26 protein-coding genes, 1 tRNA gene and 1 other annotated feature are annotated in these 21,023 nt (G+C 38.5%); of the genes, 20 read left to right on the top strand and 7 right to left on the bottom strand.

The features are described from left to right. The first annotated feature begins 65 nt into the window (after positions 1-65). Together HMPREF2987_RS01705 and HMPREF2987_RS01700 are read left to right on the top strand one after the other, a co-directional pair. Entirely contained in the window at positions 66-341 is a 276-nt protein-coding gene (locus HMPREF2987_RS01705; protein WP_001284633.1) for an HU family DNA-binding protein, read from the top strand. Between the two features lie 318 nt (positions 342-659). Continuing rightward, the gene (locus tag HMPREF2987_RS01700) at positions 660-980 is read left to right on the top strand and encodes a heavy metal-binding domain-containing protein (protein WP_075229061.1); all 321 of its coding nucleotides are present in this window, start codon (positions 660-662) and stop codon (positions 978-980) included. A 44-nt stretch (positions 981-1,024) separates the two neighbouring features. Here the strand turns inward: HMPREF2987_RS01700 and HMPREF2987_RS01695 are convergent, their stop codons facing one another. Further along, positions 1,025-1,267 (bottom strand): type B 50S ribosomal protein L31, encoded by a 243-nt coding sequence (locus HMPREF2987_RS01695; protein ID WP_000710764.1) that lies wholly within the window; start codon positions 1,265-1,267, stop codon positions 1,025-1,027. 96 nt (positions 1,268-1,363) lie between these two features. Beyond that, complete coding sequence (locus tag HMPREF2987_RS01690; protein ID WP_075229060.1) at positions 1,364-2,299, bottom strand: DHH family phosphoesterase; 936 nt, start codon at positions 2,297-2,299, stop codon at positions 1,364-1,366. 103 nt (positions 2,300-2,402) lie between these two features. On the opposite strand from HMPREF2987_RS01690, the gene HMPREF2987_RS01685 reads away from it, so the two are divergent. The 7 genes from HMPREF2987_RS01685 to HMPREF2987_RS01655 all read left to right on the top strand — a co-directional run bounded on the left by HMPREF2987_RS01685 (position 2,403) and on the right by HMPREF2987_RS01655 (position 6,846). Then, complete coding sequence (locus tag HMPREF2987_RS01685) at positions 2,403-2,846, top strand: flavodoxin (protein ID WP_075229059.1); 444 nt, start codon at positions 2,403-2,405, stop codon at positions 2,844-2,846. Positions 2,847-2,967: 121 nt separating this feature from the next. Further along, on the top strand, positions 2,968-3,234 hold the full coding sequence (locus tag HMPREF2987_RS01680; protein WP_075229058.1) for a chorismate mutase: 267 nt from the start codon (positions 2,968-2,970) through the stop codon (positions 3,232-3,234). Then, entirely contained in the window at positions 3,231-3,605 is a 375-nt protein-coding gene (crcB, locus tag HMPREF2987_RS01675; protein WP_075229057.1) for a fluoride efflux transporter CrcB, read from the top strand. The genes HMPREF2987_RS01680 and crcB (HMPREF2987_RS01675) overlap by 4 nt, the downstream gene beginning before the upstream one ends. Continuing rightward, positions 3,599-3,928: a fluoride efflux transporter CrcB gene (gene crcB / locus HMPREF2987_RS01670; RefSeq protein ID WP_075229056.1), complete on the top strand. Its 330-nt coding sequence runs from the start codon at positions 3,599-3,601 to the stop codon at positions 3,926-3,928. Before crcB (HMPREF2987_RS01675) ends, crcB (HMPREF2987_RS01670) begins: the two co-directional genes overlap by 7 nt. A gap of 118 nt (positions 3,929-4,046) precedes the next feature. Then, the gene (rplS, locus tag HMPREF2987_RS01665; protein ID WP_001068669.1) at positions 4,047-4,394 is read left to right on the top strand and encodes a 50S ribosomal protein L19; all 348 of its coding nucleotides are present in this window, start codon (positions 4,047-4,049) and stop codon (positions 4,392-4,394) included. A gap of 42 nt (positions 4,395-4,436) precedes the next feature. Further along, positions 4,437-4,508: transfer RNA gene (locus tag HMPREF2987_RS01660), tRNA-Arg, on the top strand. Positions 4,509-4,779: 271 nt separating this feature from the next. Further along, the gene (locus HMPREF2987_RS01655; protein WP_075229055.1) at positions 4,780-6,846 is read left to right on the top strand and encodes an SEC10/PgrA surface exclusion domain-containing protein; all 2,067 of its coding nucleotides are present in this window, start codon (positions 4,780-4,782) and stop codon (positions 6,844-6,846) included. Between the two features lie 238 nt (positions 6,847-7,084). On the opposite strand, the gene yidA is transcribed toward HMPREF2987_RS01655, so the two are convergent. Beyond that, positions 7,085-7,891, bottom strand: a complete 807-nt coding sequence (gene yidA, locus HMPREF2987_RS01650; protein WP_075229054.1) for a sugar-phosphatase — start codon at positions 7,889-7,891, stop codon at positions 7,085-7,087. A 12-nt stretch (positions 7,892-7,903) separates the two neighbouring features. Continuing rightward, positions 7,904-9,208: an HD domain-containing protein gene (locus HMPREF2987_RS01645; RefSeq protein WP_075229053.1), complete on the bottom strand. Its 1,305-nt coding sequence runs from the start codon at positions 9,206-9,208 to the stop codon at positions 7,904-7,906. Positions 9,209-9,279: 71 nt separating this feature from the next. Between HMPREF2987_RS01645 and HMPREF2987_RS01640 the strand changes: the two genes are divergently transcribed. Next, positions 9,280-9,657: a YwiB family protein gene (locus tag HMPREF2987_RS01640; protein WP_142995333.1), complete on the top strand. Its 378-nt coding sequence runs from the start codon at positions 9,280-9,282 to the stop codon at positions 9,655-9,657. Positions 9,658-9,836: 179 nt separating this feature from the next. Here HMPREF2987_RS01640 and HMPREF2987_RS01635 read toward each other — a convergent pair whose 3' ends face one another. Then, positions 9,837-10,919: a DEAD/DEAH box helicase gene (locus tag HMPREF2987_RS01635; RefSeq protein ID WP_075229051.1), complete on the bottom strand. Its 1,083-nt coding sequence runs from the start codon at positions 10,917-10,919 to the stop codon at positions 9,837-9,839. After that, positions 10,916-11,893 carry a Gfo/Idh/MocA family protein gene (locus HMPREF2987_RS01630; protein WP_075229050.1) on the bottom strand — a complete coding sequence of 326 codons (978 nt, stop codon included), beginning with the start codon at positions 11,891-11,893 and terminating at the stop codon, positions 10,916-10,918. The genes HMPREF2987_RS01635 and HMPREF2987_RS01630 overlap by 4 nt, the downstream gene beginning before the upstream one ends. Positions 11,894-12,038: 145 nt before the next feature. Between HMPREF2987_RS01630 and HMPREF2987_RS01625 the strand changes: the two genes are divergently transcribed. The 10 genes from HMPREF2987_RS01625 (at position 12,039) to sdbB (ending at position 19,814) form a co-directional block, all read left to right on the top strand. Further along, positions 12,039-12,725, top strand: a complete 687-nt coding sequence (locus tag HMPREF2987_RS01625; RefSeq protein WP_075229049.1) for a YoaK family protein — start codon at positions 12,039-12,041, stop codon at positions 12,723-12,725. A 64-nt stretch (positions 12,726-12,789) separates the two neighbouring features. Then, positions 12,790-12,969, top strand: a sequence feature (ribosomal protein L21 leader region). 34 nt (positions 12,970-13,003) lie between these two features. After that, entirely contained in the window at positions 13,004-13,318 is a 315-nt protein-coding gene (gene rplU / locus HMPREF2987_RS01620) for a 50S ribosomal protein L21 (RefSeq protein ID WP_000109141.1), read from the top strand. A gap of 15 nt (positions 13,319-13,333) precedes the next feature. Then, entirely contained in the window at positions 13,334-13,678 is a 345-nt protein-coding gene (locus HMPREF2987_RS01615) for a ribosomal-processing cysteine protease Prp (protein WP_075229048.1), read from the top strand. A 16-nt stretch (positions 13,679-13,694) separates the two neighbouring features. Further along, the gene (gene rpmA, locus HMPREF2987_RS01610; protein ID WP_075229047.1) at positions 13,695-13,988 is read left to right on the top strand and encodes a 50S ribosomal protein L27; all 294 of its coding nucleotides are present in this window, start codon (positions 13,695-13,697) and stop codon (positions 13,986-13,988) included. A 289-nt stretch (positions 13,989-14,277) separates the two neighbouring features. Continuing rightward, a complete protein-coding gene (locus HMPREF2987_RS01605; RefSeq protein ID WP_075229046.1) occupies positions 14,278-15,537 on the top strand; it encodes a UDP-N-acetylglucosamine 1-carboxyvinyltransferase in 1,260 nt (419 codons plus the stop codon). A gap of 15 nt (positions 15,538-15,552) precedes the next feature. Next, positions 15,553-16,104 (top strand): GNAT family N-acetyltransferase, encoded by a 552-nt coding sequence (locus HMPREF2987_RS01600; RefSeq protein ID WP_075229045.1) that lies wholly within the window; start codon positions 15,553-15,555, stop codon positions 16,102-16,104. Beyond that, positions 16,097-17,374 (top strand): CBS-HotDog domain-containing transcription factor SpxR, encoded by a 1,278-nt coding sequence (spxR, locus tag HMPREF2987_RS01595; RefSeq protein WP_075229044.1) that lies wholly within the window; start codon positions 16,097-16,099, stop codon positions 17,372-17,374. Before HMPREF2987_RS01600 ends, spxR begins: the two co-directional genes overlap by 8 nt. Positions 17,375-17,389: 15 nt before the next feature. Beyond that, entirely contained in the window at positions 17,390-18,250 is an 861-nt protein-coding gene (locus HMPREF2987_RS01590) for a methionyl aminopeptidase (RefSeq protein WP_075229043.1), read from the top strand. 298 nt (positions 18,251-18,548) lie between these two features. Then, the gene (gene ccdA2, locus HMPREF2987_RS01585) at positions 18,549-19,256 is read left to right on the top strand and encodes a thiol-disulfide oxidoreductase-associated membrane protein CcdA2 (RefSeq protein WP_075229042.1); all 708 of its coding nucleotides are present in this window, start codon (positions 18,549-18,551) and stop codon (positions 19,254-19,256) included. A gap of 12 nt (positions 19,257-19,268) precedes the next feature. Next, positions 19,269-19,814, top strand: a complete 546-nt coding sequence (sdbB, locus tag HMPREF2987_RS01580) for a thiol-disulfide oxidoreductase-associated lipoprotein SdbB (RefSeq protein WP_075229041.1) — start codon at positions 19,269-19,271, stop codon at positions 19,812-19,814. A 55-nt stretch (positions 19,815-19,869) separates the two neighbouring features. Here sdbB and HMPREF2987_RS01575 read toward each other — a convergent pair whose 3' ends face one another. Further along, positions 19,870-20,856 carry an L-lactate dehydrogenase gene (locus HMPREF2987_RS01575; RefSeq protein WP_075229040.1) on the bottom strand — a complete coding sequence of 329 codons (987 nt, stop codon included), beginning with the start codon at positions 20,854-20,856 and terminating at the stop codon, positions 19,870-19,872. Between the last annotated feature and the right edge of the window lie 167 nt (positions 20,857-21,023).

The raw sequence follows: 21,023 nt of genomic DNA, 5'->3' as shown, positions 1-21,023 counted from the left end.
CCTATAAGAGATTTTAGGATATGATTGTAATTGTTAATTAGAAATTATTTGGAGGAATTATTAACATGGCAAACAAACAAGATTTGATCGCTAAAGTAGCAGAAGCTACAGAATTGACTAAGAAAGATTCAGCAGCAGCAGTAGACGCTGTATTCGCAGCAGTAGCTGATTACCTTGCAGCTGGTGAAAAAGTTCAATTGATCGGTTTTGGTAATTTCGAAGTTCGTGAGCGTGCAGCACGTAAAGGTCGCAACCCACAAACTGGTAAAGAAATTACAATCGCAGCTTCAAAAGTTCCAGCATTCAAAGCTGGTAAAGCTCTTAAAGACGCTGTTAAATAATAAATTTCGAAAAAGCCCGTCTTATCAAGCATTTGAGCTTGTGTGACAGGCTTTTTTATGTATAGCGGAGGGCAGAACAGCCTCTTCTTTGCCAGTCATGAATTCCAAGCTATACCCATTGGTAAGATTGATGAAGCTGAGAAAGCTATCCAGAGCTAGGTTCGCAAAGGAAACATTCAAGTCTTTATCAGTACAGTTGGTACTAAACGGAAAGCAGACAAGGATGGTGAGCAGAGCTTCTGAGCCCCTTATAGAATTTCTTGACAAAAGTAATGAAAGGGAATAGAATCTTGTCAAAGAAGTAAGGAGGAAATGAATATGATTATTTCAACTACGGGAATTGAAGGAAAGAAAATCCTAGCCTACAAAGGAATTGTCTTTGGTGAAGTGGTTGCTGGCGTTAATATGCTCAAAGATATGGCTGCTGGCTTCCGTAATGTTTTTGGTGGTCGTGCTAGTAGTTATGAAGGTGAATTGACTCAAGCTAGGGAAGAAGCTCTAGCGGAAATGATGGAGCGTGCAAGTGAACGTGGAGCAAATGCTATTATAGGCGTAAAAATGGACTATGAAACTTTAGGTGCTGAAAATGGTATGCTGATGGTCACCTGTAGTGGAACAGCAGTGGTGGTTGAATCTTAATTTTAGGAACAAAAAAAGAACAGTCGGAACTGTTCTTTTTATGATTATTTGAGACCGTATTTTTTGTTGAAACGATCCACGCGTCCATCTGCTTGAGTGAACTTTTGACGTCCAGTGTAGAATGGGTGTGAGTCTGATGAAATTTCCACACGGATCAATGGGTAAGTTTCGCCTTCGAACTCAACAGTTTCGTTAGAGCGTTTTGTTGAACCGCTAAGGAATTGGTAACCAGTAGTTGTGTCCATGAAGACAACTGGGCGATATTCTGGATGGATATCTTTTTTCATTTTGCAATATTTCCTTTCTGCCATGGTCTCTTTGCGAGCCATAGATTGTTACCATACTAGTCTATCAGATTCTGATAAGTTTGGCAAGCTTTTTATCTATTTTTTCAGTAAGTTTTTTAATTTTTGGTAGATGACTTCATTTTCCTCTAGGCTATAGGAGTTAGCACCACTTGCAAGGGGATGGCCACCGCCATCATGTTCTTTTGCAACACCATTGATTGGGACAAATTTACTACGAAGACGAACGCGATAGTGGCCATCTGCTTGTTCCACAAATATTCCCCAAAGGTTAACAGTATCAATACGACCTGGAGCTCCGACAATAGCAGCTGTTTCAGAATCAGTTATTTGGTAAGACTGGAGAAGTTCTTGGCTTAGAATCACACGGGCAACTCCATTTTCATCGACTTCTAGGTGATCATAGACATAACCTTGTAGTTTGGCAATTTTGAAACTAATCGTGTCCATCTTACGAGTTAATTCAGCATAGTCAAAATTATGTTCGCGTAGATGGCTTGCGATTCGAAGAGTACGACTAGAAGTAGAAGGATATAAGAAACGACCAGTATCACCAATAATACCCGCACACAACAGTTTAGCAGCATAATCCGAAAGCTCAAGCTTTGTTTCTTCTGCAAAGAGGGCAATCATCTCACTAGCACTACTTGAATTAGTATCCACCCAGACCAAGTCCCCATAAACTTCGTCATTTGGATGGTGGTCAATCTTGATAACAGTTTCAGCCTGTTGGTAACTCTTGTCATCAATACGAGCCGTATTGGCAGTATCACAGATAATTGCAAGAGCACCGTGGTAGTCACTATCTGCAACCTGATCCATCTTTGCAAGCCATGTTAGAGTTGGTTCATCATAACCGACTACCTTGATATTTTTCTCTGGGAAATGATGTTCCAAGAGAGCCTTCAGTCCGACCTGACTTCCCAAGGCATCAGGGTCTGGTTTCATATGACGGTGAATGATAATGGTATCGTATTCTTTAATTTTTTCTAAAATTTGGTGGCAAATCTCCATAAATAACCTCAATTCTTTCTCATTTCATTGTAGCACAAGAGTTTTTATTTTTAAAATGAAAAAGATGTGATATAATGGAGAAAGATAAATTGAGGAGGACGATATGGCATTAGCAAAAATTGTATTTGCCAGTATGACCGGTAATACCGAAGAAATTGCAGATATTGTAGCAGATAAATTACGTGACTTGGGATTGGATGTCGATGTGGACGAGTGTACAACTGTTGACGCTTCAGACTTCCTAGAAGCAGATATCGTAATTGTAGCAACCTATACCTACGGAGATGGAGAATTACCTGATGAGATGATGGACTTCTATGAAGACCTTGCAGATCTCAACTTGAATGGCAAAATCTACGGAGTGGTCGGTTCAGGTGATACTTTCTACGATGAATTCTGTAAGGCTGTTGATGATTTTGATCATGTATTTGCTTCTACAGGAGCTGAAAAGGGTTCAGAATCTGTCAAAGTAGATCTTTCTGCAGAAGAAGAAGATATTGAACGCTTAGAGCAATTCGCAGAAGAGTTAGCTGCTAAAGTAGGGTAAAGATCTGACTGTGCTGACTAAACAAGGTTGGTGCAGTCTTTTTCGTTTCTTAGCAGTTTCTTTTTTGAGCCACTTTGAAGAAGACTTTTGTATAAAACCATGAAAGAAAAAAGGAGACGAGATGGATTTGGAAGTTATTCGTCAACAGATAGATCAAGTTGACCAAGAATTAGTTGGCCTTTTAGAAAAACGTATGACCTTAGTAGATCAGGTGGCGACCTTTAAAAAAACGTCAGGAAAGCCAGTCTTTGATAGTAAAAGAGAGGGAATAATATTTGAGAAAGTAAGAAATCGGGTAGAGGATAAGCAGTATCAGGAGCCGATAGTTGCGACTTTTTCAGATATTCTCAAGCGGTCTAGAGACTACCAGGAGCAGAAACTCTTATGAAAAAAGAACGATTCTATCCGTTAGGAATTTTTCTAGCTGCTATGTTGGGTGGCCTTGTCCGCTATCTGATTTCTACATGGTTACCAGCTAGTCCAGGCTTCCCTTGGGGAACTCTTTTTGCTAACTATCTAGGGATTTTTTGCTTAGTTTATCTTGTAAAAGGCTATCTGGTTTATAAGGGGACCAGTAAGGGCCTGATTTTGGCACTTGGTACTGGCTTTTGTGGCGGTTTGACCACTTTTTCTAGTCTCATGTTAGATGCCGTAAAATTGCTGGATACAGGTTCTTATCCAAATCTAGTTATCTATCTAGTTTTGAGTATTGGTGGAGGGCTTTTATCGGCTTATTATCTAGGGAGGAAGAAATGGTAATCATTTATCTAGCACTTGCTTGTGGAGTCGGAGCACTTGTCCGTTATTTCCTATCTAGTCTCAATCAAGAGAGGGTTTTACCACTAGGGACACTTCTTGCAAATCTTCTAGGTTGCTTTTTAATTGGTTTATTCTATAATTATGTGGAAGATAAAGAGATCTATACTATTCTTGCTACAGGTTTTTGTGGAGGTCTAACCACTTTTTCAACCTTGAATGATGAACTTCAAAGACTGTTGAGCGATAAGAAAGTATTTTTCAGCTATTTTATCTTAACCTACCTAGGTGGTTTGGTTGCGATTTTTTTAGGAATTTTGCTATAAATTTCTTTACTTTTTTTTAGAAATTTGATAAACTGTATCTTGTGTGTAATGGACGCACAAAAATACAGTTTATCCGCTGAGGAAGTTTCCTCAAGATTGACAAAGATAGGAGAATAAAATGAATCCATTAATCCAAAGCTTGACTGAAGGTCAACTTCGTACTGATATCCCATCATTCCGTCCTGGTGACACTGTTCGTGTACACGCGAAAGTTGTCGAAGGAAACCGTGAACGTATCCAGATTTTTGAAGGTGTTGTTATTGCACGTAAAGGTGCTGGCATCTCAGAAAACTACACAGTTCGTAAAATCTCTAACGGTGTAGGTGTTGAACGTATCTTCCCAATTCACACTCCACGTGTTGAAAAGATCGAAGTTGTTCGTTACGGTAAAGTACGTCGTGCGAAATTGTACTACTTGCGTGCTCTTCAAGGTAAAGCAGCTCGTATCAAAGAAATCCGTCGTTAATTCGACCAAAAAACTCTGCTCATTCGGCAGAGTTTTTCTCTAGCTCCCTTAGTTCAATGGATATAACAACTCCCTCCTAAGGAGTAGTTGCAGGTTCGATTCCTGCAGGGGGCATTTTTAGAAATGTAAAGAAAGACAAAGAAAATTCAAAGTGTTTACTTAATGGCTTTTTCCACAATTTCATTTTTAAAAATAATTTAGTATTTTTTGTCTTTTTGACCAAATCATGACTAAAATTTGACTAAAAGTCAATGAATATAGAATGAAGTAGATTAGGAGACTGATCTATTTTATTTTCAATACTTTAAAATGGGATCCTCAGTATGTTTAGTACTTATTTATGGTATAATACAATAAAAAATATTATTTCAAAGGGGATTTTAGAATGAATTTCAAGAGGTCGTTGACTTTACTGACTACTGCAACTTTATTTGCATTTAGTTGTAGTGTTGTTCATGCTGATTCTGCAAGACAATCTAAGATTAAAGAATTAGATAATCAAAGAAGTGAACTTGCTAAGAAGAATGGTGTTACTAGCTATTCAGGTGATGGTCGTTGGTATTCACTTGTTGAATCTGAGGATAAGGTTGATACCTTGAAGAAACAAGTTGAAGCCTTGAAAGTTCCATATAGTGAGAAGAATACGATTAAGGTAAGTCCTGCTTATGCTAAAGCATTAAAGGATAACTTTGATTTTAGTAAGAGTGAACAAGAGCGAGATCAGGCAGAAGAAATTTTGAAAAGTGAAAGTGCGAAGTTAGCTTTACAGAAAAATGACTTTGTAACTGTTGGTTCTGATGAAGCTGAGGTTTATGATCTAGATAGTCTTCCTAAAGAAGTATTGATTGAATTGAACTATTTTGCCTTTGATATGATAAATCAAGTAAGAAGGCAAATGGGAACTAAGGAACTAGTTCTTGCTGAATCGTCTATTGATTTTGCTAGTAAACTCTCTGTTAAAATGCAAAAAGCAGATAGAAGTGTATGGGATTGGCACTATGTGAAGGGAATCAATGAGGTAGCTAGAGAGTATGGTTTGCTTACCTCTACTAAGGAAGATGAAGAAAAAAAATATGGTGGTCAATATTATGAAAATGGCGCAGGTACGACTCAGCGTTTAAATGATGTTACTAAAGCAGAATTAAAACGAGTTATTTATGATGCCATTTTAGATTTTATGTATAATGGTTATGAATACCTTCATGCTCAATCTATTGCTGGTTTGAATTGGGGGAATCCGAATAATGTAGATTATTTTGGTCTTTCAATTTTCTTGTTGAAAGATGGAACTCAAATGAGTTTCATTACTGTTTCGGACGAGGAAATTTCAAAATCAACTAAGAATAATTTTAGTATAAAAACTCCTGTGAATACTACAGAAAGTAACAGAAAATCAACTCTTGGAAAGAAAGAAAAAGAATTGGAAACTGAAAAAAGTAAGCTGGAAAAATTGCAAATTTCTTATAAAGAGTATGAAAGGATTTCTAAAGAAATTGATAAGTTAAATGAAGAGGAAGAGAAAGAAAAGGAGAAAGAGCGTAAAGCAAAAGAAGCCTTAAAAGAGAAAAAAGGCTGGATAAGAGAAGGAAATGATTGGTATTTCTACAAGAATAATCAACCTTTAAAAAATACCTGGGAAAGTGATTATTGGTTCGGTTCTGATGGAAAAATGGCTACCGATTCATGGGTAGACAATGGACGTTATTACGTTGACAAGTCAGGAAAATATGTTCAAAATAAAAATCAAAAGTATGGTTGGGTTCAAGAAGGAACAGCATGGTATTTCTATAAAAATAATAAACCTATAAAAAATACCTGGGAAGGTGATTATTGGTTCGGTTCTGATGGAAAAATGGTTACCGATTCATGGGTAGACAATGGTCGATACTATGTTGATGGAACTGGAAGATATGTTCAGAATAAAAAACAAGTAGAAAAAACTCCTTCTAAGCCTGCTATAGTTCCTTCATCTAAGAAGAATGGCTGGATTCAAGAAGGTAAAACATGGTATTTCTATAAGAATAATCAACCATTGAGAAATACTTGGCAAGGTTCATATTATTTGAAATCAGATGGTAAAATGGCTGTGAATGAATGGGTTTATGACTCATATTACAAATCATGGTACTATTTGAAGTCTGATGGAAACTATTCACGTAGTAGCTGGCAAGGTTCATATTATCTGAAATCTAATGGTAAGATGGCCGTAAGTGAATGGATTTATGACTCGTATTACAAAGCATGGTACTATTTGAAGTCTGATGGAAGCTATTTACGTAGTAGCTGGCAAGGTTCATATTATCTGAAATCTAATGGTAAGATGGCCACAAGTGAATGGATTTATGACTCAAGCTATAAAGCGTGGTATTATTTAAAATCTAATGGTGTGTATGCTCGAAATGAAGTGATTGAAGGTAAATATAAATTAGATTATTCAGGTAAGTGGATATAATTTTAAAAGTCAGTTTTAACTGGCTTTTTTTGTTTATAGAAAAGGATAAAAAATGATTTTAGTGTTTTATAAACGATCTCGTTCACCTTCATAGAATTGGGATTGTAAAATTGAAAAAATATTTAATATTTCTCATTTTTTTGTACTCTCAAGATTTAAGTAACTGTACAACCAATACTGGAAATTGAGTTCTAACATAGTAAAAACCGCTCAGCAGAGCGGTTTTTGCCTATTCTTTCTACAACACCCATGTTCGGATGGCATGAGCAACGCCTGATTCGTCATTAGATTTAGTGATGTATTTGGCGATTTTTTTGAGTTCTGGATTTCCGTTTTCCATAACAACGGGGTTACCAACAACTTCAAGCATGGCACGGTCATTTTCCTCGTCACCGATAGCCATAGTTTCTTCCTTGGTAAATCCGAGTTTTTCAGCTAGGTGAGTGATAGCTGACCCCTTGTCTACATTCTTTTTAAGGAGCTCAAGGTAGAAAGGAGCAGATTTGTTGATAGAGTAGCGGTCGTAAAATTCTGCTGGAATCTTTTCAATCGCAGCATCGAGAATTTCCGGTTCATCGATAAACATACACTTGACGATTTCCTTATCAGCCATTTCTTCAGGTGTACGATAGAAGATTGGCATGCTGACGAGGGTTGATTCGTGAACAGTGTATTTTCCGATATTGCGATTGGCTGTGTAGATGCCATCCTTGGTAATGGCATGCATATGGACACCGAGCTTACGACTGAGGAATTCCATATCTAGATAATCCTCGTAAGTCAAGGATTCGCTGATAATTTCATGACCTGTAGCGGTTTCTTGAACAAGGGCACCGTTGAAGGTAACAACGTAGTCCCCTTCGTCTCTTAATTTCAAGTCATCTAGAAGTTTGGCAACTCCTGCGATAGGGCGACCAGTTGCAATCATAACTTTAACACCAGCTTGTTTGGCATCTTGGATGGCAGAAAAGACTTCTGGAGTGATTTCCTTTTGACTGTTGACAAGGGTTCCATCGATATCGACGGCGATTAGTTTAATACTCATATAGTTCCTCTTTTAGTTTTTATTTGGTTTAAAATGATCGTTTTCAATCAAGTGTAAAAATTGCTGAGTGATGCTTGCAAAGATGCTGTTTTGATCCAACATTTCTTTTGGGAAGTAGAAACGATTATCTCCGTGGCGACTGCCAGCAAGGGATTGAACGATAGGAGAAAGGCTAGAGAGTTCTGCTAGTTCTCCATTTTTTTGTATAATCTCAATCTGCGTTCGTGGGTTTTCAGATTCAGGGCGATAGATATCATAAGGAAGGTCAAAGTTCTTATGGATAGCTGTGTAATAGTCAGGGTCAAAGCCGATATCTTCTACCAGTTTTCTCATAGATGCAAGCTGTTCTTGATCTTCTTGTGAAAAGGTGATGGATTTAAAGACCTTGCGATTGACAAAGCGTTGTGAGAGGTCAGCTAAAATCTTGTCAGGACTGGTCATCCATAGTTGGAAATAGGTATTCATAACCCCGTCATCCAAAGATAGATAGTCAGCTAAGTTAACATTTTTTTCGAAAAATGGCAGTAGATGAGGAGAAGTTCGAGCAAAGAATTCTTTGTTGTCTGAATAAAGTTCTTTAGCACGTTTCAAAAGATTCTGCAGAAGTACTTCCATAGCACGTGTTGCTGGATGGAAATATACCTGCATATACATTTGATAGCGACTAAGAACATAGTCTTCGATGGCATGCATCCCGTTTCGTTGAAAAGCAATTCCGTTTTCGATAGGGCGAATAACTCGTAAGATACGTGTTAGGTCAAATTCCCCATAAGAAGCCCCTGTAAAATAGGAGTCACGTAAGAGATAGTCCATGCGGTCTGCATCGATTTGACTCGAAATCAATTGAACCACCTGCTTATTTGGATAAGTATGGTCTATAACACTAGCTACCTTTTCAGGGAAATCTGGAGCTACCTGTAAAAGAACCTGGTGAATCTCTGTTTCAGGGCTTTGGATAATTTCCTGCGTAATAGTCTCATGATCGGTATCAAAGAGATTTTCAAAGGTATGCGAGTAGGCACCATGTCCTAAGTCATGAAGGAGGGCTGCAGTCATGGTTAGGAGGGACTCCGAGGAATCCCATTCTTTAGGATACTTTTCCTCAAAAATCTCGGTGATGCGTCGTGCAATCTCGTAAACACCTAGACAGTGAGAGAAACGACTATGTTCTCCACCATGAAAGGTGTAACTGGATGTTCCGAGCTGCTTGATACGACGAAGCCGTTGAAATTCTTTGGTATTGATTAAGTCATAGATAATCTGATTATCAACATGGATATAATTGTGAACAGGGTCACGAAATACTTTTTCATTCATAAAACCATTATAGCAAAAAGCCACAGTTTTTGGTAAAATAGTAGGATAAGAGTGAAGAAAGAGGACTTGTAGTGAAGATTCGAATGAGAAATACCATCCAATTTGATGAACAATTGGAAGTGATCGACCAACTTTATGACGTTGAGTTACGTGAGAAAGGTGATTTTTCCTATCTCCTTTTTTACAATGAAGAGAAGGAAAAAGTGGTACTCAAGTTTAATGATACAGAGTTGGTGATGTCTCGATTTTCCAACCCTAAGACCATCATGCGTTTTCTGAAGGAAGCTGATAGTTTAGCCTATATTCCTACACCAATGGGGATTCAGGAGTTTATCATCCAAACAAGCCATTATCAAGTTGAACAACAAAAGATTGAACTAGCCTATCAACTACAAAACAAAGAAGGAAATCCATTTGCAAACTATCGCTTAGAAATTACCTGGGGATAAGAAAAAGAGGCTGGGACAAAAGTCCTAGTCTCTCAATTGTCTTTGGATTGTCGAGTAAGACGCAGTGGTTGAGTGGGCTCTACTACACTGATTTCATCAGCTTTTACAGACTTACTCAACTGTGCGGAGGTGGGACGACGAAATCGAATTCTAACGAATTAACTATTTCTGTCCCACTCTCATTTGATATAGAGTTCTTGATTTTTCAAAACAATTTCACGTACACTTGCAAATTTCTTAAGTTTTTTAAGATCTTCTGGATGTGTCACAAGAGTGATGACATAGCCTTCTTTACCCATGCGTCCTGTCCGACCCGCACGGTGAGTGTAAGTTTCCTTGTCTCTAGGGACATCAAAATTAATCACGCATTCCAAGCTATCAATGTCGATACCACGAGCGAGAAGGTCTGTGGCAAGAAGTAGTGTCAGTTGATTATCTTTGAATTTTTCTAGAATAACTTTTCTAAATTTAACGTTGACATCGCTAGCTAGCGAAACTGCTAAAACATCACGATATTGTAATTTTTCCTCTGCACTTCCAAGGTCTGACAAGCTATTAAAGAAGACAAGACCACGGAAATCTTCAACCTGTGCCAGTTTACGAAGCATATCTACTCTGTGACGTTGGTCTACTTGCATGTAGAAGTGTTGAATATTGTCTAACTTTTGGTCTGATAGGTCAATGATGCGCGTGTTAGGTGCAATCTTATCTTGGTCAAATTTGGTGGTGGCACTCATGTAAATGAGTTGATGGTCACGAGGTGCGTAGTTGGTAATTTTCTCGACAAAATGAATTTGAGAATCATCAAGGAGCTGATCAAATTCATCAAGAATGATTGTTTCCACATTCATCATCTTGATTTTTTTCAGTTTAATGAGTTCAAAGATACGACCAGGTGTCCCAATCAGAATTTCTGGTCCTTTTTTAAGTCGTTCAATTTGGCGTTTCTGGCTCGAACCGGAGAGAAATAGCTGAGCTGTTAATCCGATGGCCTCACCCCAGGTTTTAGTGACTTCAAAAATTTGTCCAGCAAGTTCGGTATTAGGTGCCAAGATCAAAAGTTGTTGGGCTTTTTTCATTTGCAGTTTGAGAAGACTAGGTAGGAGATAGGCTAAAGTTTTCCCTGTACCAGTTGGACTGACTCCAAGTAGGTTTTCACCTTCTGTTATAGGTTCAAAAAGTTGAATTTGAATGGGAGTAAATTCTTGGAATCCCAGTTGGTCAATCAATTCTTGCCATTCGGTAGGTAGTTTGGTTTTCATTTTTCTGCCTCAAATCTAATGCCAGCAGTCTGGCGCATGGTGTAGAGTAGCTTATGTACGTGTGTTGCATCATCCAGCCAAGCTTGGTAAAGTTCTAGGTTTGGCTGCTTGATCATGTTAGCAAAAGCAGCGACCTCCTCAGTCATGGTATGAGGTGCCTGCTGAATAGCTAGATGTGTTTCATTACCTTGATGATCTGTTAAAATAGCAGAGCGGATATGCTCAATGGTGTTGAGTGTCAAGGTTCCATCTGTTGTATATATTTCACAAGGCAGATTAGAAGTAATGTTTTTACCAGCTTTTATATGAACTTGATATTCAGGATAAGATAAGATACCATCTCCGTTTAGATCAATGGTGTTGTCAAGTTGCTGCGCTTGATAGGTCGCATCAAGTGCCTTTCCAAACAAGCGAACCGCAGCATAGATCGGATAAATTCCCAAGTCCATGAGAGCCCCACCAGCAAAACGGTCTGAAAAGACATTCGGAGTCTTTCCAGAAAGAAGGTCTGGCATCTTAGAAGAAAACTTGGCATAGTTAAAATCTGCCCCTAAAACTTGCTTGTCTGCAAGAAAGTCTTTAATTGTCGCAAAAGCATCTTCGTGATAGTTTCTTGCTGCTTCAAAGATAAAACCTTGATTTTCTTGAGCGGTTTCAACTAAATCCTGCCATTCTTGTGGTTGAGTGACAGCTGGTTTTTCAAGGATAACATGCTTGCCAGCAGATAAAGCGGCCTTAGCTTGAGTAAAGTGTAGAGAATTTGGACTTGCGATATAGACAACATCAAATTCAGACTGGAAGAAATCCTCTAAATTATCAAATAGACTAACATTTTGATAAGGACTAGCAAATTGCTGGGCAGTCGTAAGCTTTCTTGAATAAACAGCGACCAGCTGGAATTCCTGACTAGTATGAGTAGCTTCTATAAAGTGGTGACTGATTGCACCAGTACCGATAATACCAAGTTTTAGCATGAAATATCCTTTTCTACAAGTAATGACTGCTTTCATTATATCACAGATAGACTAAACTAGCCAAAGGGAGACAAATCTTTTATTTGACACTTCGAAAAATTAAGAGAAAATGGTACAATAGTTTTAGTAGAATTAGGAGTGTAGTATGAGATTATTACCAATGAGAAAAATTTCTCGTCATTCAAAAAGATTGGCGCTTTTTTTGACTTTTTGTGCAGGCTATGTAGACGCCTATACCTTTATCGAAAGAGGAAATACTCTAGTTGCAGGTCAAACTGGGAATGTGGTTTTTTTATCAGTTGGAATCGTTCAACACAATGTAGCAGATGCTGAAGTGAAAATATTGACCCTTTTGTCCTTCATGTTGGGAGTATTTCTCCTAACTATTTACAAGGAAAAATTGAAAATTGTAAAAAAACCAATTCTATCCCTTGTTCCTTTGGGAGTTTTATCCTTGATTATCGGATTTGTACCTTTAACAGTCGATAATCACTTTATAGTTCCGCCGCTTGCATTTTGTATGGGATTAGTAACGACTGCTTTTGGAGAAGTTTCAGGAATTGCCTATAACAATGCTTTTATGACGGGAAATATTAAACGAACTATGTTGGCTTTCGGGGACTATGTTCGAACCAAACATACCCCTTTTTTGCGAGAAGGTCTAATCTTTGTTAGTTTGCTATCGAGTTTTGTTCTTGGAGTTGTTTTCTCAGCTTATTTGAGTATTTTTTATGAAGAAAAAACAATTTTAGGGGTTCCACTCATGATGAGCATTTTTTATCTAAGTATGCTTTTTGCTGCTTGGAGGAAAAAAGTCGGAGAAAAAGCTTAATTTTGATGATAAATGCTTGTCAAAAAAAAGGATTCATGCTATACTTGTAGAGTTGACTATGCACGATCCTGTGCAACCGCACGAACATCGTTGCTCGTCGTATAACAAATTTAAACTTCGTCATTATCGCCTTGCCTAACATAAGTTATGTCTTTGGCTCAATTCCTAGTTTATTCTTTGTTATACTTAGAGCTCTTCTTTTAAGTGGTTCGTCCCACGATGCTAGGCGAGTCTTCACAAAAATACGGGGAAACCCAAAAAATCATAGGAGGTGCATAATGAGCACATACGCAATTATCAAAACTGGCGGAAAACAAGTTAAAGTTGAAGTTGGTCAAGCAGTTTACGTTGAAAAATTGAACGTTGAAGCTGGTCAAGAAGTTACTTTTAACGAAGTTGTTCTTGTTGGTGGTGAAAACACTGTTGTCGGAACTCCACTTGTTGCTGGAGCTACTGTAGTTGGAACTGTTGAAAAACAAGGAAAACAAAAGAAAGTTGTTACTTACAAGTACAAACCTAAAAAAGGTAGCCACCGTAAACAAGGTCACCGTCAACCATATACTAAAGTTGTCATCAACGCAATCAACGCTTAATTTTAAGGAGAACACATGATACAAGCAGTCTTTGAGAGAGCCGAAGATGGCGAGCTGAGGAGTGCGGAGATTACTGGACACGCCAAAATTGGCGAAAACGGCTTTGACGTCGTGTGTGCATCGGTTTCTACGCTTGCCACTAACTTTGTCAATTCTATTGAGAAATTTGCAGGCTATGAACCAATCTTACAATTAAACGAAGATGAAGATGGTTATCTAATGGTGGAAATTCCTAAAGATATCCCTTCACATCAGAGAGAAATGACTCAGTTGTTTTTTGAATCATTTTTCTTAGGTATGGCAAACTTATCGGAGGACTCTTCTGAGTTCGTCCAAACCAGAGTTATCACAGAAAACTAACACGGAGGAAAACATTATGTTAAAAATGACTCTTACTAACATGCAACTTTTCGCCCACAAAAAAGGTGGAGGTTCTACATCAAACGGACGTGATTCACAAGCGAAACGTCTTGGAGCTAAAGCAGCTGACGGACAAACTGTAACAGGTGGATCTATCCTTTACCGTCAACGTGGTACACACATCTATCCAGGTGTAAACGTTGGACGTGGTGGAGACGATACTTTGTTCGCTAAAGTTGAGGGCGTAGTACGCTTTGAACGTAAAGGTCGCGATAAAAAACAAGTTTCTGTTTACCCAATCGCAAAATAAAAAGGTCCAGTGAACCTTTTTATCCCGAGCCTTGAAATAAAAAGGCGAGGATGCTGAAAGTAGCATTAAATAAGGCTTTCCGAGCTTTCGGAGAGCCTATTTTTTTGTTTTGATACCCACGCTGATACCCATATTTAAAATCCGATAGAAATGCGAATTTGTTTCTAAGTTTTTTAAGCCTATCTAAAGACTAGTGTTGACTTATTTCTTTAATAGGAATAGCTATTATGGATCAAATATGGTATAATGTAGGGTGAGACCTTCATAATAAATAGTGAAAGAGTATAACATGAAAAAAATTGTCATTAACGGTGGAAGACCATTAAAAGGGGAAATCACGATTAGCGGTGCTAAAAATAGTGTCGTTGCTTTGATCCCCGCCATTATTTTAGCTGATGATGTGGTGATCCTGGATTGTGTTCCAGACATCTCTGATGTGGCGAGTCTTATTGAAATTATGGAAATCATGGGAGCTAGTGTCAAACGCTATGATGATGTTTTAGAGATTGACCCTCGTGGTGTTCAGAATAAACCGATGCCTTATGGTAAAATTAACAGTCTTCGAGCTTCCTATTACTTTTACGGTAGCCTTTTGGGGCGATTTGGTGAAGCAACTGTAGGGTTACCAGGAGGGTGTGACTTAGGTCCACGTCCAATCGACCTACACTTAAAAGCTTTTGAAGCAATGGGAGCTAAGACAAGCTATGAGGGAGATAACATGAATCTCTCTGCTCAGGGGGCAATGCTACATGGTGCAAATATTTACATGGATACAGTTAGTGTTGGTGCAACTATTAATACCATGTTAGCAGCTGTCAAAGCCAAGGGGCGTACAGTCATTGAGAATGCTGCCCGTGAGCCTGAAATTATCGATGTAGCTACTCTATTAAACAATATGGGAGCTCATATCCGTGGTGCAGGTACTGACATGATTATCATTGATGGTGTTGAGAGCCTTCATGGAACTCGCCATCAAGTTATTCCCGATCGTATTGAAGCAGGTACTTATATTTCCATGGCTGCAGCTGTTGGTCAAGGAATTCGTATCAATAATGTCTTGTACGAGCACTTGGAAGGTTTTATTGCCAAATTAGATGAAATGGGTGTTCGTATGACTGTGTCTGAAGATAGTATTTTTGTTGAAGAACAATCCAACTTAAAAGCTATCAACATTAAGACTGCGCCATATCCAGGTTTTGCCACTGACCTCCAACAACCAATTACACCTTTGCTATTAAAAGCAGAGGGGCGTGGAACATTGATTGACACTATTTATGAAAAACGTGTCAACCATGTTTTCGAATTGGCAAAAATGAATGCAGATATCTCCACAACAAACGATCACATCATTTATAAAGGAGGCAATCCTTTACACGGTGCAAATGTCAAGGCGACAGACCTACGTGCAGGTGCAGCACTGGTGATTGCTGGTTTGATGGCTGAAGGAAGAACTGAAATTACCAATGTTGAATTTATCCTTCGAGGCTACTCAAATATTATCGAGAAATTACGAAACCTCGGAGCAGATATTGAACTAATCGAAGACTAATCTTAGAGGATTAATATGAATATCTGGACAAAATTAGCAATGTTTTCTTTCTATGAGACGGAACGGTTATATTTCCGTCCCTTCTTTTTTACGGATGTAGATGACTTTCATCAATTAGCATCTGATCCGGAGAATCTACAATTTATCTTTCCAGCTCAAGCCAGTCTTGAAGAAAGTCAATATGCCCTTGCCAACTATTTTATGAAGTCACCTTTGGGAATCTGGGCGATTTGCGATAAGAAGGATGAGAAGATGATTGGTTCCATCAAGTTTGAGAAACTTGATGAGATTAAGAAGGAAGCTGAAATTGGCTATTTTTTAAAGAAAGAGTATTGGTCTAAGGGATATATGACAGAAGCGGTAACTAAGTTATGTGAACTGTCAATGGATCAATTTGGCTTAAAGCAATTATCAATCGTAACGCATTTGGAAAATGGTGCTAGTCAGAAGGTAGCGCAAAAGTCAGGTTTTAGTCTTTATCGTCGCTTTAAAGGCAGTGATCGCTATACCCGAAAGATGCGAGATTACCTAGAATTCCGCTATACTAAAGGAGATCTGAATGAGTAAACATCAGGACATATTGGCTTATTTAGAAGAATTACCAGTCGGAAAACGCGTTAGTGTTCGCAGTATTTCAAATCGACTCGGAGTAAGTGATGGTACTGCTTATCGGGCTATTAAAGAGGCTGAGAACAGAGGTTTAGTTGAAACCAGACCACGTAGTGGAACAGTTCGGGTAAAATCTAAAAAAGTAGCAATTGAAAAATTAACCTTTGCAGAGATTGCAGAAGTCACAGGATCAGAAGTTTTAGCTGGCCAAGCAGGTTTGGAGAGAGAATTCAGTAAATTCTCCATTGGAGCTATGACAGAAAAGAATATTCTTTCTTATCTTCATGATGGCGGTCTACTTATTGTCGGTGACAGAACACGAATCCAATTATTGGCACTTGAAAATGAAAATGCAGTTTTAGTCACAGGTGGATTTGAAGTTCACGAAGATGTTTTAGAATCAGCCAATAAGAAAAATATCCCAGTTTTACGTAGTAAACACGACACATTCACGATTGCGACCATGATTAACCGAGCTTTGTCAAATGTACAAATAAAGACAGATATTTTAACGGTTGAAAAAATCTATCGCACTTGTCATGAATATGGTTTTTTACAGGAGACAGACACAGTTAAAGACTATTTAGACTTGGTTCGTAAAAATAGAAGTAGCCGTTTTCCTGTTATTAATCAGCATCAGGTTGTCGTTGGTGTAGTAACCATGCGAGATGCAGGTGATAAATCACCTGGTACAACGATAGATAAGGTCATGACAAGGACAGTCTATATGACTGGTTTAGCGACGAATATCGCTAACGTTAGCCAGAGAATGATTGCTGAAGACTTTGAAATGGTACCTGTTGTGAGAAGCAATCAAACCTTACTTGGTGTCATTACTAGACGGGATGTCATGGAAAAGATGAGTCGCTCTCAAGTTTCAGCTTTACCAACATTTTCAGAACAAGTTGGTCAGAAGTTATCTTACCACCATGATGAAGTTGTCATTACGGTTGAACCATTTATGTTGGAAAAAAATGGAGTCCTAGCCAATGGAGTTCTTTCAGAAATCTTGACTCATATGACCCAAGATTTAGTCGTTAATAGCGGGCGTAACCTCATCATTGAACAGATGTTGATTTATTTCTTGCAAGCTGTTCAGATTGATGACATTTTACGGATTCAAGCTAGAATTATTCACCACACCAGACGTTCTGCTATCATTGATTATGATATTTACCTCAATCATCAGATTGTATCAAAAGCAAATGTAACTGTAAAAATTAATTAGAATCTAGGAGTAAACATGATTACATTAAAATCAGCAAGAGAAATTGAAGCAATGGATAAGGCTGGAGATTTCCTTGCGAGTATTCATATTGGCTTGCGTGATATCATCAAGCCAGGTGTAGATATGTGGGAAGTAGAAGAGTATGTTCGCCGACGTTGTAAAGAGGAAAATTATCTTCCTCTACAAATCGGTGTGGATGGAGCTATCATGGATTATCCATATGCGACTTGTTGTTCGCTCAATGACGAAGTAGCACACGCCTTCCCTCGTCATTATATTCTCAAAGAGGGTGACCTTCTCAAGGTTGATATGGTTCTAGGTGGACCTATTGCCAAGTCAGACCTCAATGTTTCTAAACTCAACTTTAACAAGGTTGAGCAGATGAAAAAATATACTCAAAGCTTTGCTGGTGGCTTGGCTGATTCTTGTTGGGCATATGCAGTTGGTAAACCATCAGAAGAAGTTAAAAACTTGATGGACGTGACCAAGGAAGCTATGTATAAAGGTATTGAACAGGCAGTTGTAGGAAATCGTATCGGTGATATCGGTGCGGCGATTCAGGAATATGCTGAGAGTCGTGGATACGGTGTTGTCCGTGATCTTGTTGGCCACGGTGTTGGTCCAACTATGCATGAAGAACCAATGGTTCCAAACTACGGTGTCGCAGGTCGTGGCCTTCGCCTTCGTGAAGGTATGGTTTTGACAATTGAACCTATGATTAATACAGGTGATTGGGAAATCGATACTGATATGAAAACAGGTTGGGCTCATAAAACCATCGATGGTGGTCTATCATGCCAGTACGAGCATCAGTTTGTTATTACCAAGGATGGCCCTGTAATCTTGACAAGTCAAGGTGAAGAGGGAACTTATTAATAATACTTTCAAGGAGCTAAGCTCCTTCAGACTGAAGAAAAAGTCCATTTTGGACAATTTTCTTCAGTCTTTTTCTTTTATTATAGAAACTAAAAAACTCTTAAGAATAGCGCTATATCAACATTCCTAAGAGTTTTTACAATATGGCAATTTTTCTATTGCTGGTAGGGTTTGTCTTCGTTCTGCAAGGAGCTAAGCTCCTTTTTGTTTTCTCTAAAATAATAGCGTAGCAAAGTTAAGACTTATAATGTTATTTGTAGTAAAATATAAAGTGAAAATTATGAAAGAAGGTATTTAATTGGAAAGTAGTTTATTTTTTATCTCCGTTTTTTTAGCGGGAGTTTTATCGTTCTTTTCTCCCTGCATTTTCCCCTTATTACCTGTCTATGCGGGTATACTATTGGATAATCAGGAGAAATCAAGTACCTTTCGTTTTTTGGGAAGAGATGTGGCATGGTCAGGCTTGATACGCACCCTTTGCTTTATTGGAGGGATATCGGTCATCTTCTTTATTCTGGGATTTGGAGCCGGCTTTCTTGGCCATTTACTCTATGCTGACTGGTTCCGCTATGTCATGGGCACTATCATTATAATCCTCGGTTTACATCAGATGGAGGTCCTCCATTTACGCAAGCTAGAAGTACAAAAGACGCTTAACTTCAAGCAGAGTCAATCTGGTCACTATCTATCAGCTTTTCTTCTTGGTATCACCTTTAGCTTTGGTTGGACGCCATGTATCGGTCCAGTCTTAAGCTCAGTGCTAGCTCTTGCAGCTTCAGGAGGCAATGGAGCCCTTCAAGGTGCTTTATTAACCTTAGTCTACACTATGGGAATGGCTCTTCCATTTTTACTATTAGCTTTGGCGTCTGGTTTTGTCATGCCTTATTTTAGTAAAATAAAACCTCATATTCTCTTGCTTAAGAAAATTGGAGGTCTGCTCATTATTCTTATGGGAATACTATTGATATTTGGGCAATTAAATGTACTATCAGGAATATTTGGATAAAAGGAGTTAAAGATGAAAAAAATTATATGTCTTGGACTTAGTTGTTTATCACTCTTTCTTTTGACTGCTTGTGGGCAAGAGGAAAGCAAACAAAGTCAAAATCAACAACAACCCAGCTTACAACAAGTTGCAGTCGGAAAAGAAGCACCAGATTTTACTTTGCAATCTATGGATGGAAAAGAAGTAAAATTGTCTGATTACAAAGGTAAAAAAGTTTATCTCAAATTCTGGGCATCTTGGTGTGGGCCTTGCCGTAAAAGTATGCCAGAATTGATGGAGCTTGCTGCTAAGACTGACCGTGATTTCGAAATTTTATCGGTGATTGCGCCAGGGCTTCAAGGTGAAAAAACTGTTGATCAATTCCCAAAATGGTATCAGGAACAAGGTTATAAAGATATTCCAGTCTTGTATGATACAGAAGGTTCAATATTCCAAGCCTATCAAATTCGAAGTATTCCAACAGAAATTTTGATTGACTCACAAGGGAAAATTGGAAAAATTCAGCTTGGAGCGATTAGTAATGCCGACGCTGAAAAAGCCTTTGCTGAGATGGAATAAATAAGATAAGAAAAGCTGTCTAAACGTTTGTCTAGACAGCTTTTTTAATATTAAATTAGTTTTTAGAAGCTGCTTGGAATTCTGGATTTTTCCATGCTTCGTCAATAATTTCTTGCAATTCACGAGCAGAAGCTTGCATTTTTTGCGTTTCAGCGTCGTTCAATGGGATGTTAACTGGACGAACGATACCATGTGCACCAACGATAGCTGGTTGACCGATAAAGACGTTCTCAACTCCGTATTGACCTTCTTGGAATACTGAAAGTGGTAGAACCGCATTTTCATCATCAAGGATTGCTTTTGTAATACGAGCTAGGGCAACAGCGATACCATAGTAGGTAGCACCTTTTTTGTTGATGATTGAGTAAGCTGCGTCACGAACTGAGATGAAGAGTTCAACAAGGTCAGCTTCATTCAAGTCACGGTTAGCTTGCAACCATTGTTCCAATTTAACACCAGCAACGTTAGCGTGTGACCAAACAGCAAACTCTGAGTCACCGTGTTCACCCATGATGTAGGCATGGACTGAACGAGCATCAACACCGATAGTTTCAGCAAGTGCTTGACGGAAACGAGCTGAGTCAAGTGAAGTACCTGAACCGATAACGCGTTCTTTAGGGAAACCTGAGAATTTCCAAGTTGAGTAAGTTAAAATGTCAACTGGGTTAGCCGCTACAAGGAAGATGCCATCAAAACCTGACGCTACAACTTGTTCAACGATGGATTTGTTGATTGCAAGGTTTTTACCAACAAGGTCAAGACGAGTTTCACCTGGTTTTTGTGGAGCACCTGCAGTGATAACTACAAGATCCGCATCTGCACAGTCATCGTAAGAAGCTGCGTAAATCTTCTTAGGTGAAGTGAAGGCAAGCGCGTGGCTAAGGTCTTCTGCATCACCAACAGCTTTTTCAAACAATTGAGGAATTTCAATGATACCAAGTTCTTGTGCAATACCTTGGTTAACAAGTGCAAAAGCGTAAGAAGAACCTACGGCACCGTCGCCGACAAGGATAACTTTTTTGTGTTGTTTAGTTAGTGTCATTTGTCTAAACATCTCCTTCATTTTTTTAAGGGCTTCCCCTATTTGATTTCATTTTATCACTTTTAAATAGCTTTGTCACGGATATAACCTCCATATGGATATGTAAACGTTTTAGTCGGATTGGAAGCCTGAAATCTAAGGCAAACTATGGTATAATATATCTAGTT

Origin of the sequence: Streptococcus sp. HMSC067H01 (genome assembly GCF_001814775.1) — a bacterium.
Classification (GTDB): domain Bacteria; phylum Bacillota; class Bacilli; order Lactobacillales; family Streptococcaceae; genus Streptococcus.
Note: the sequence above shows the minus strand (reverse complement) of the source record. Positions and strands in the feature narration are given on the sequence as shown.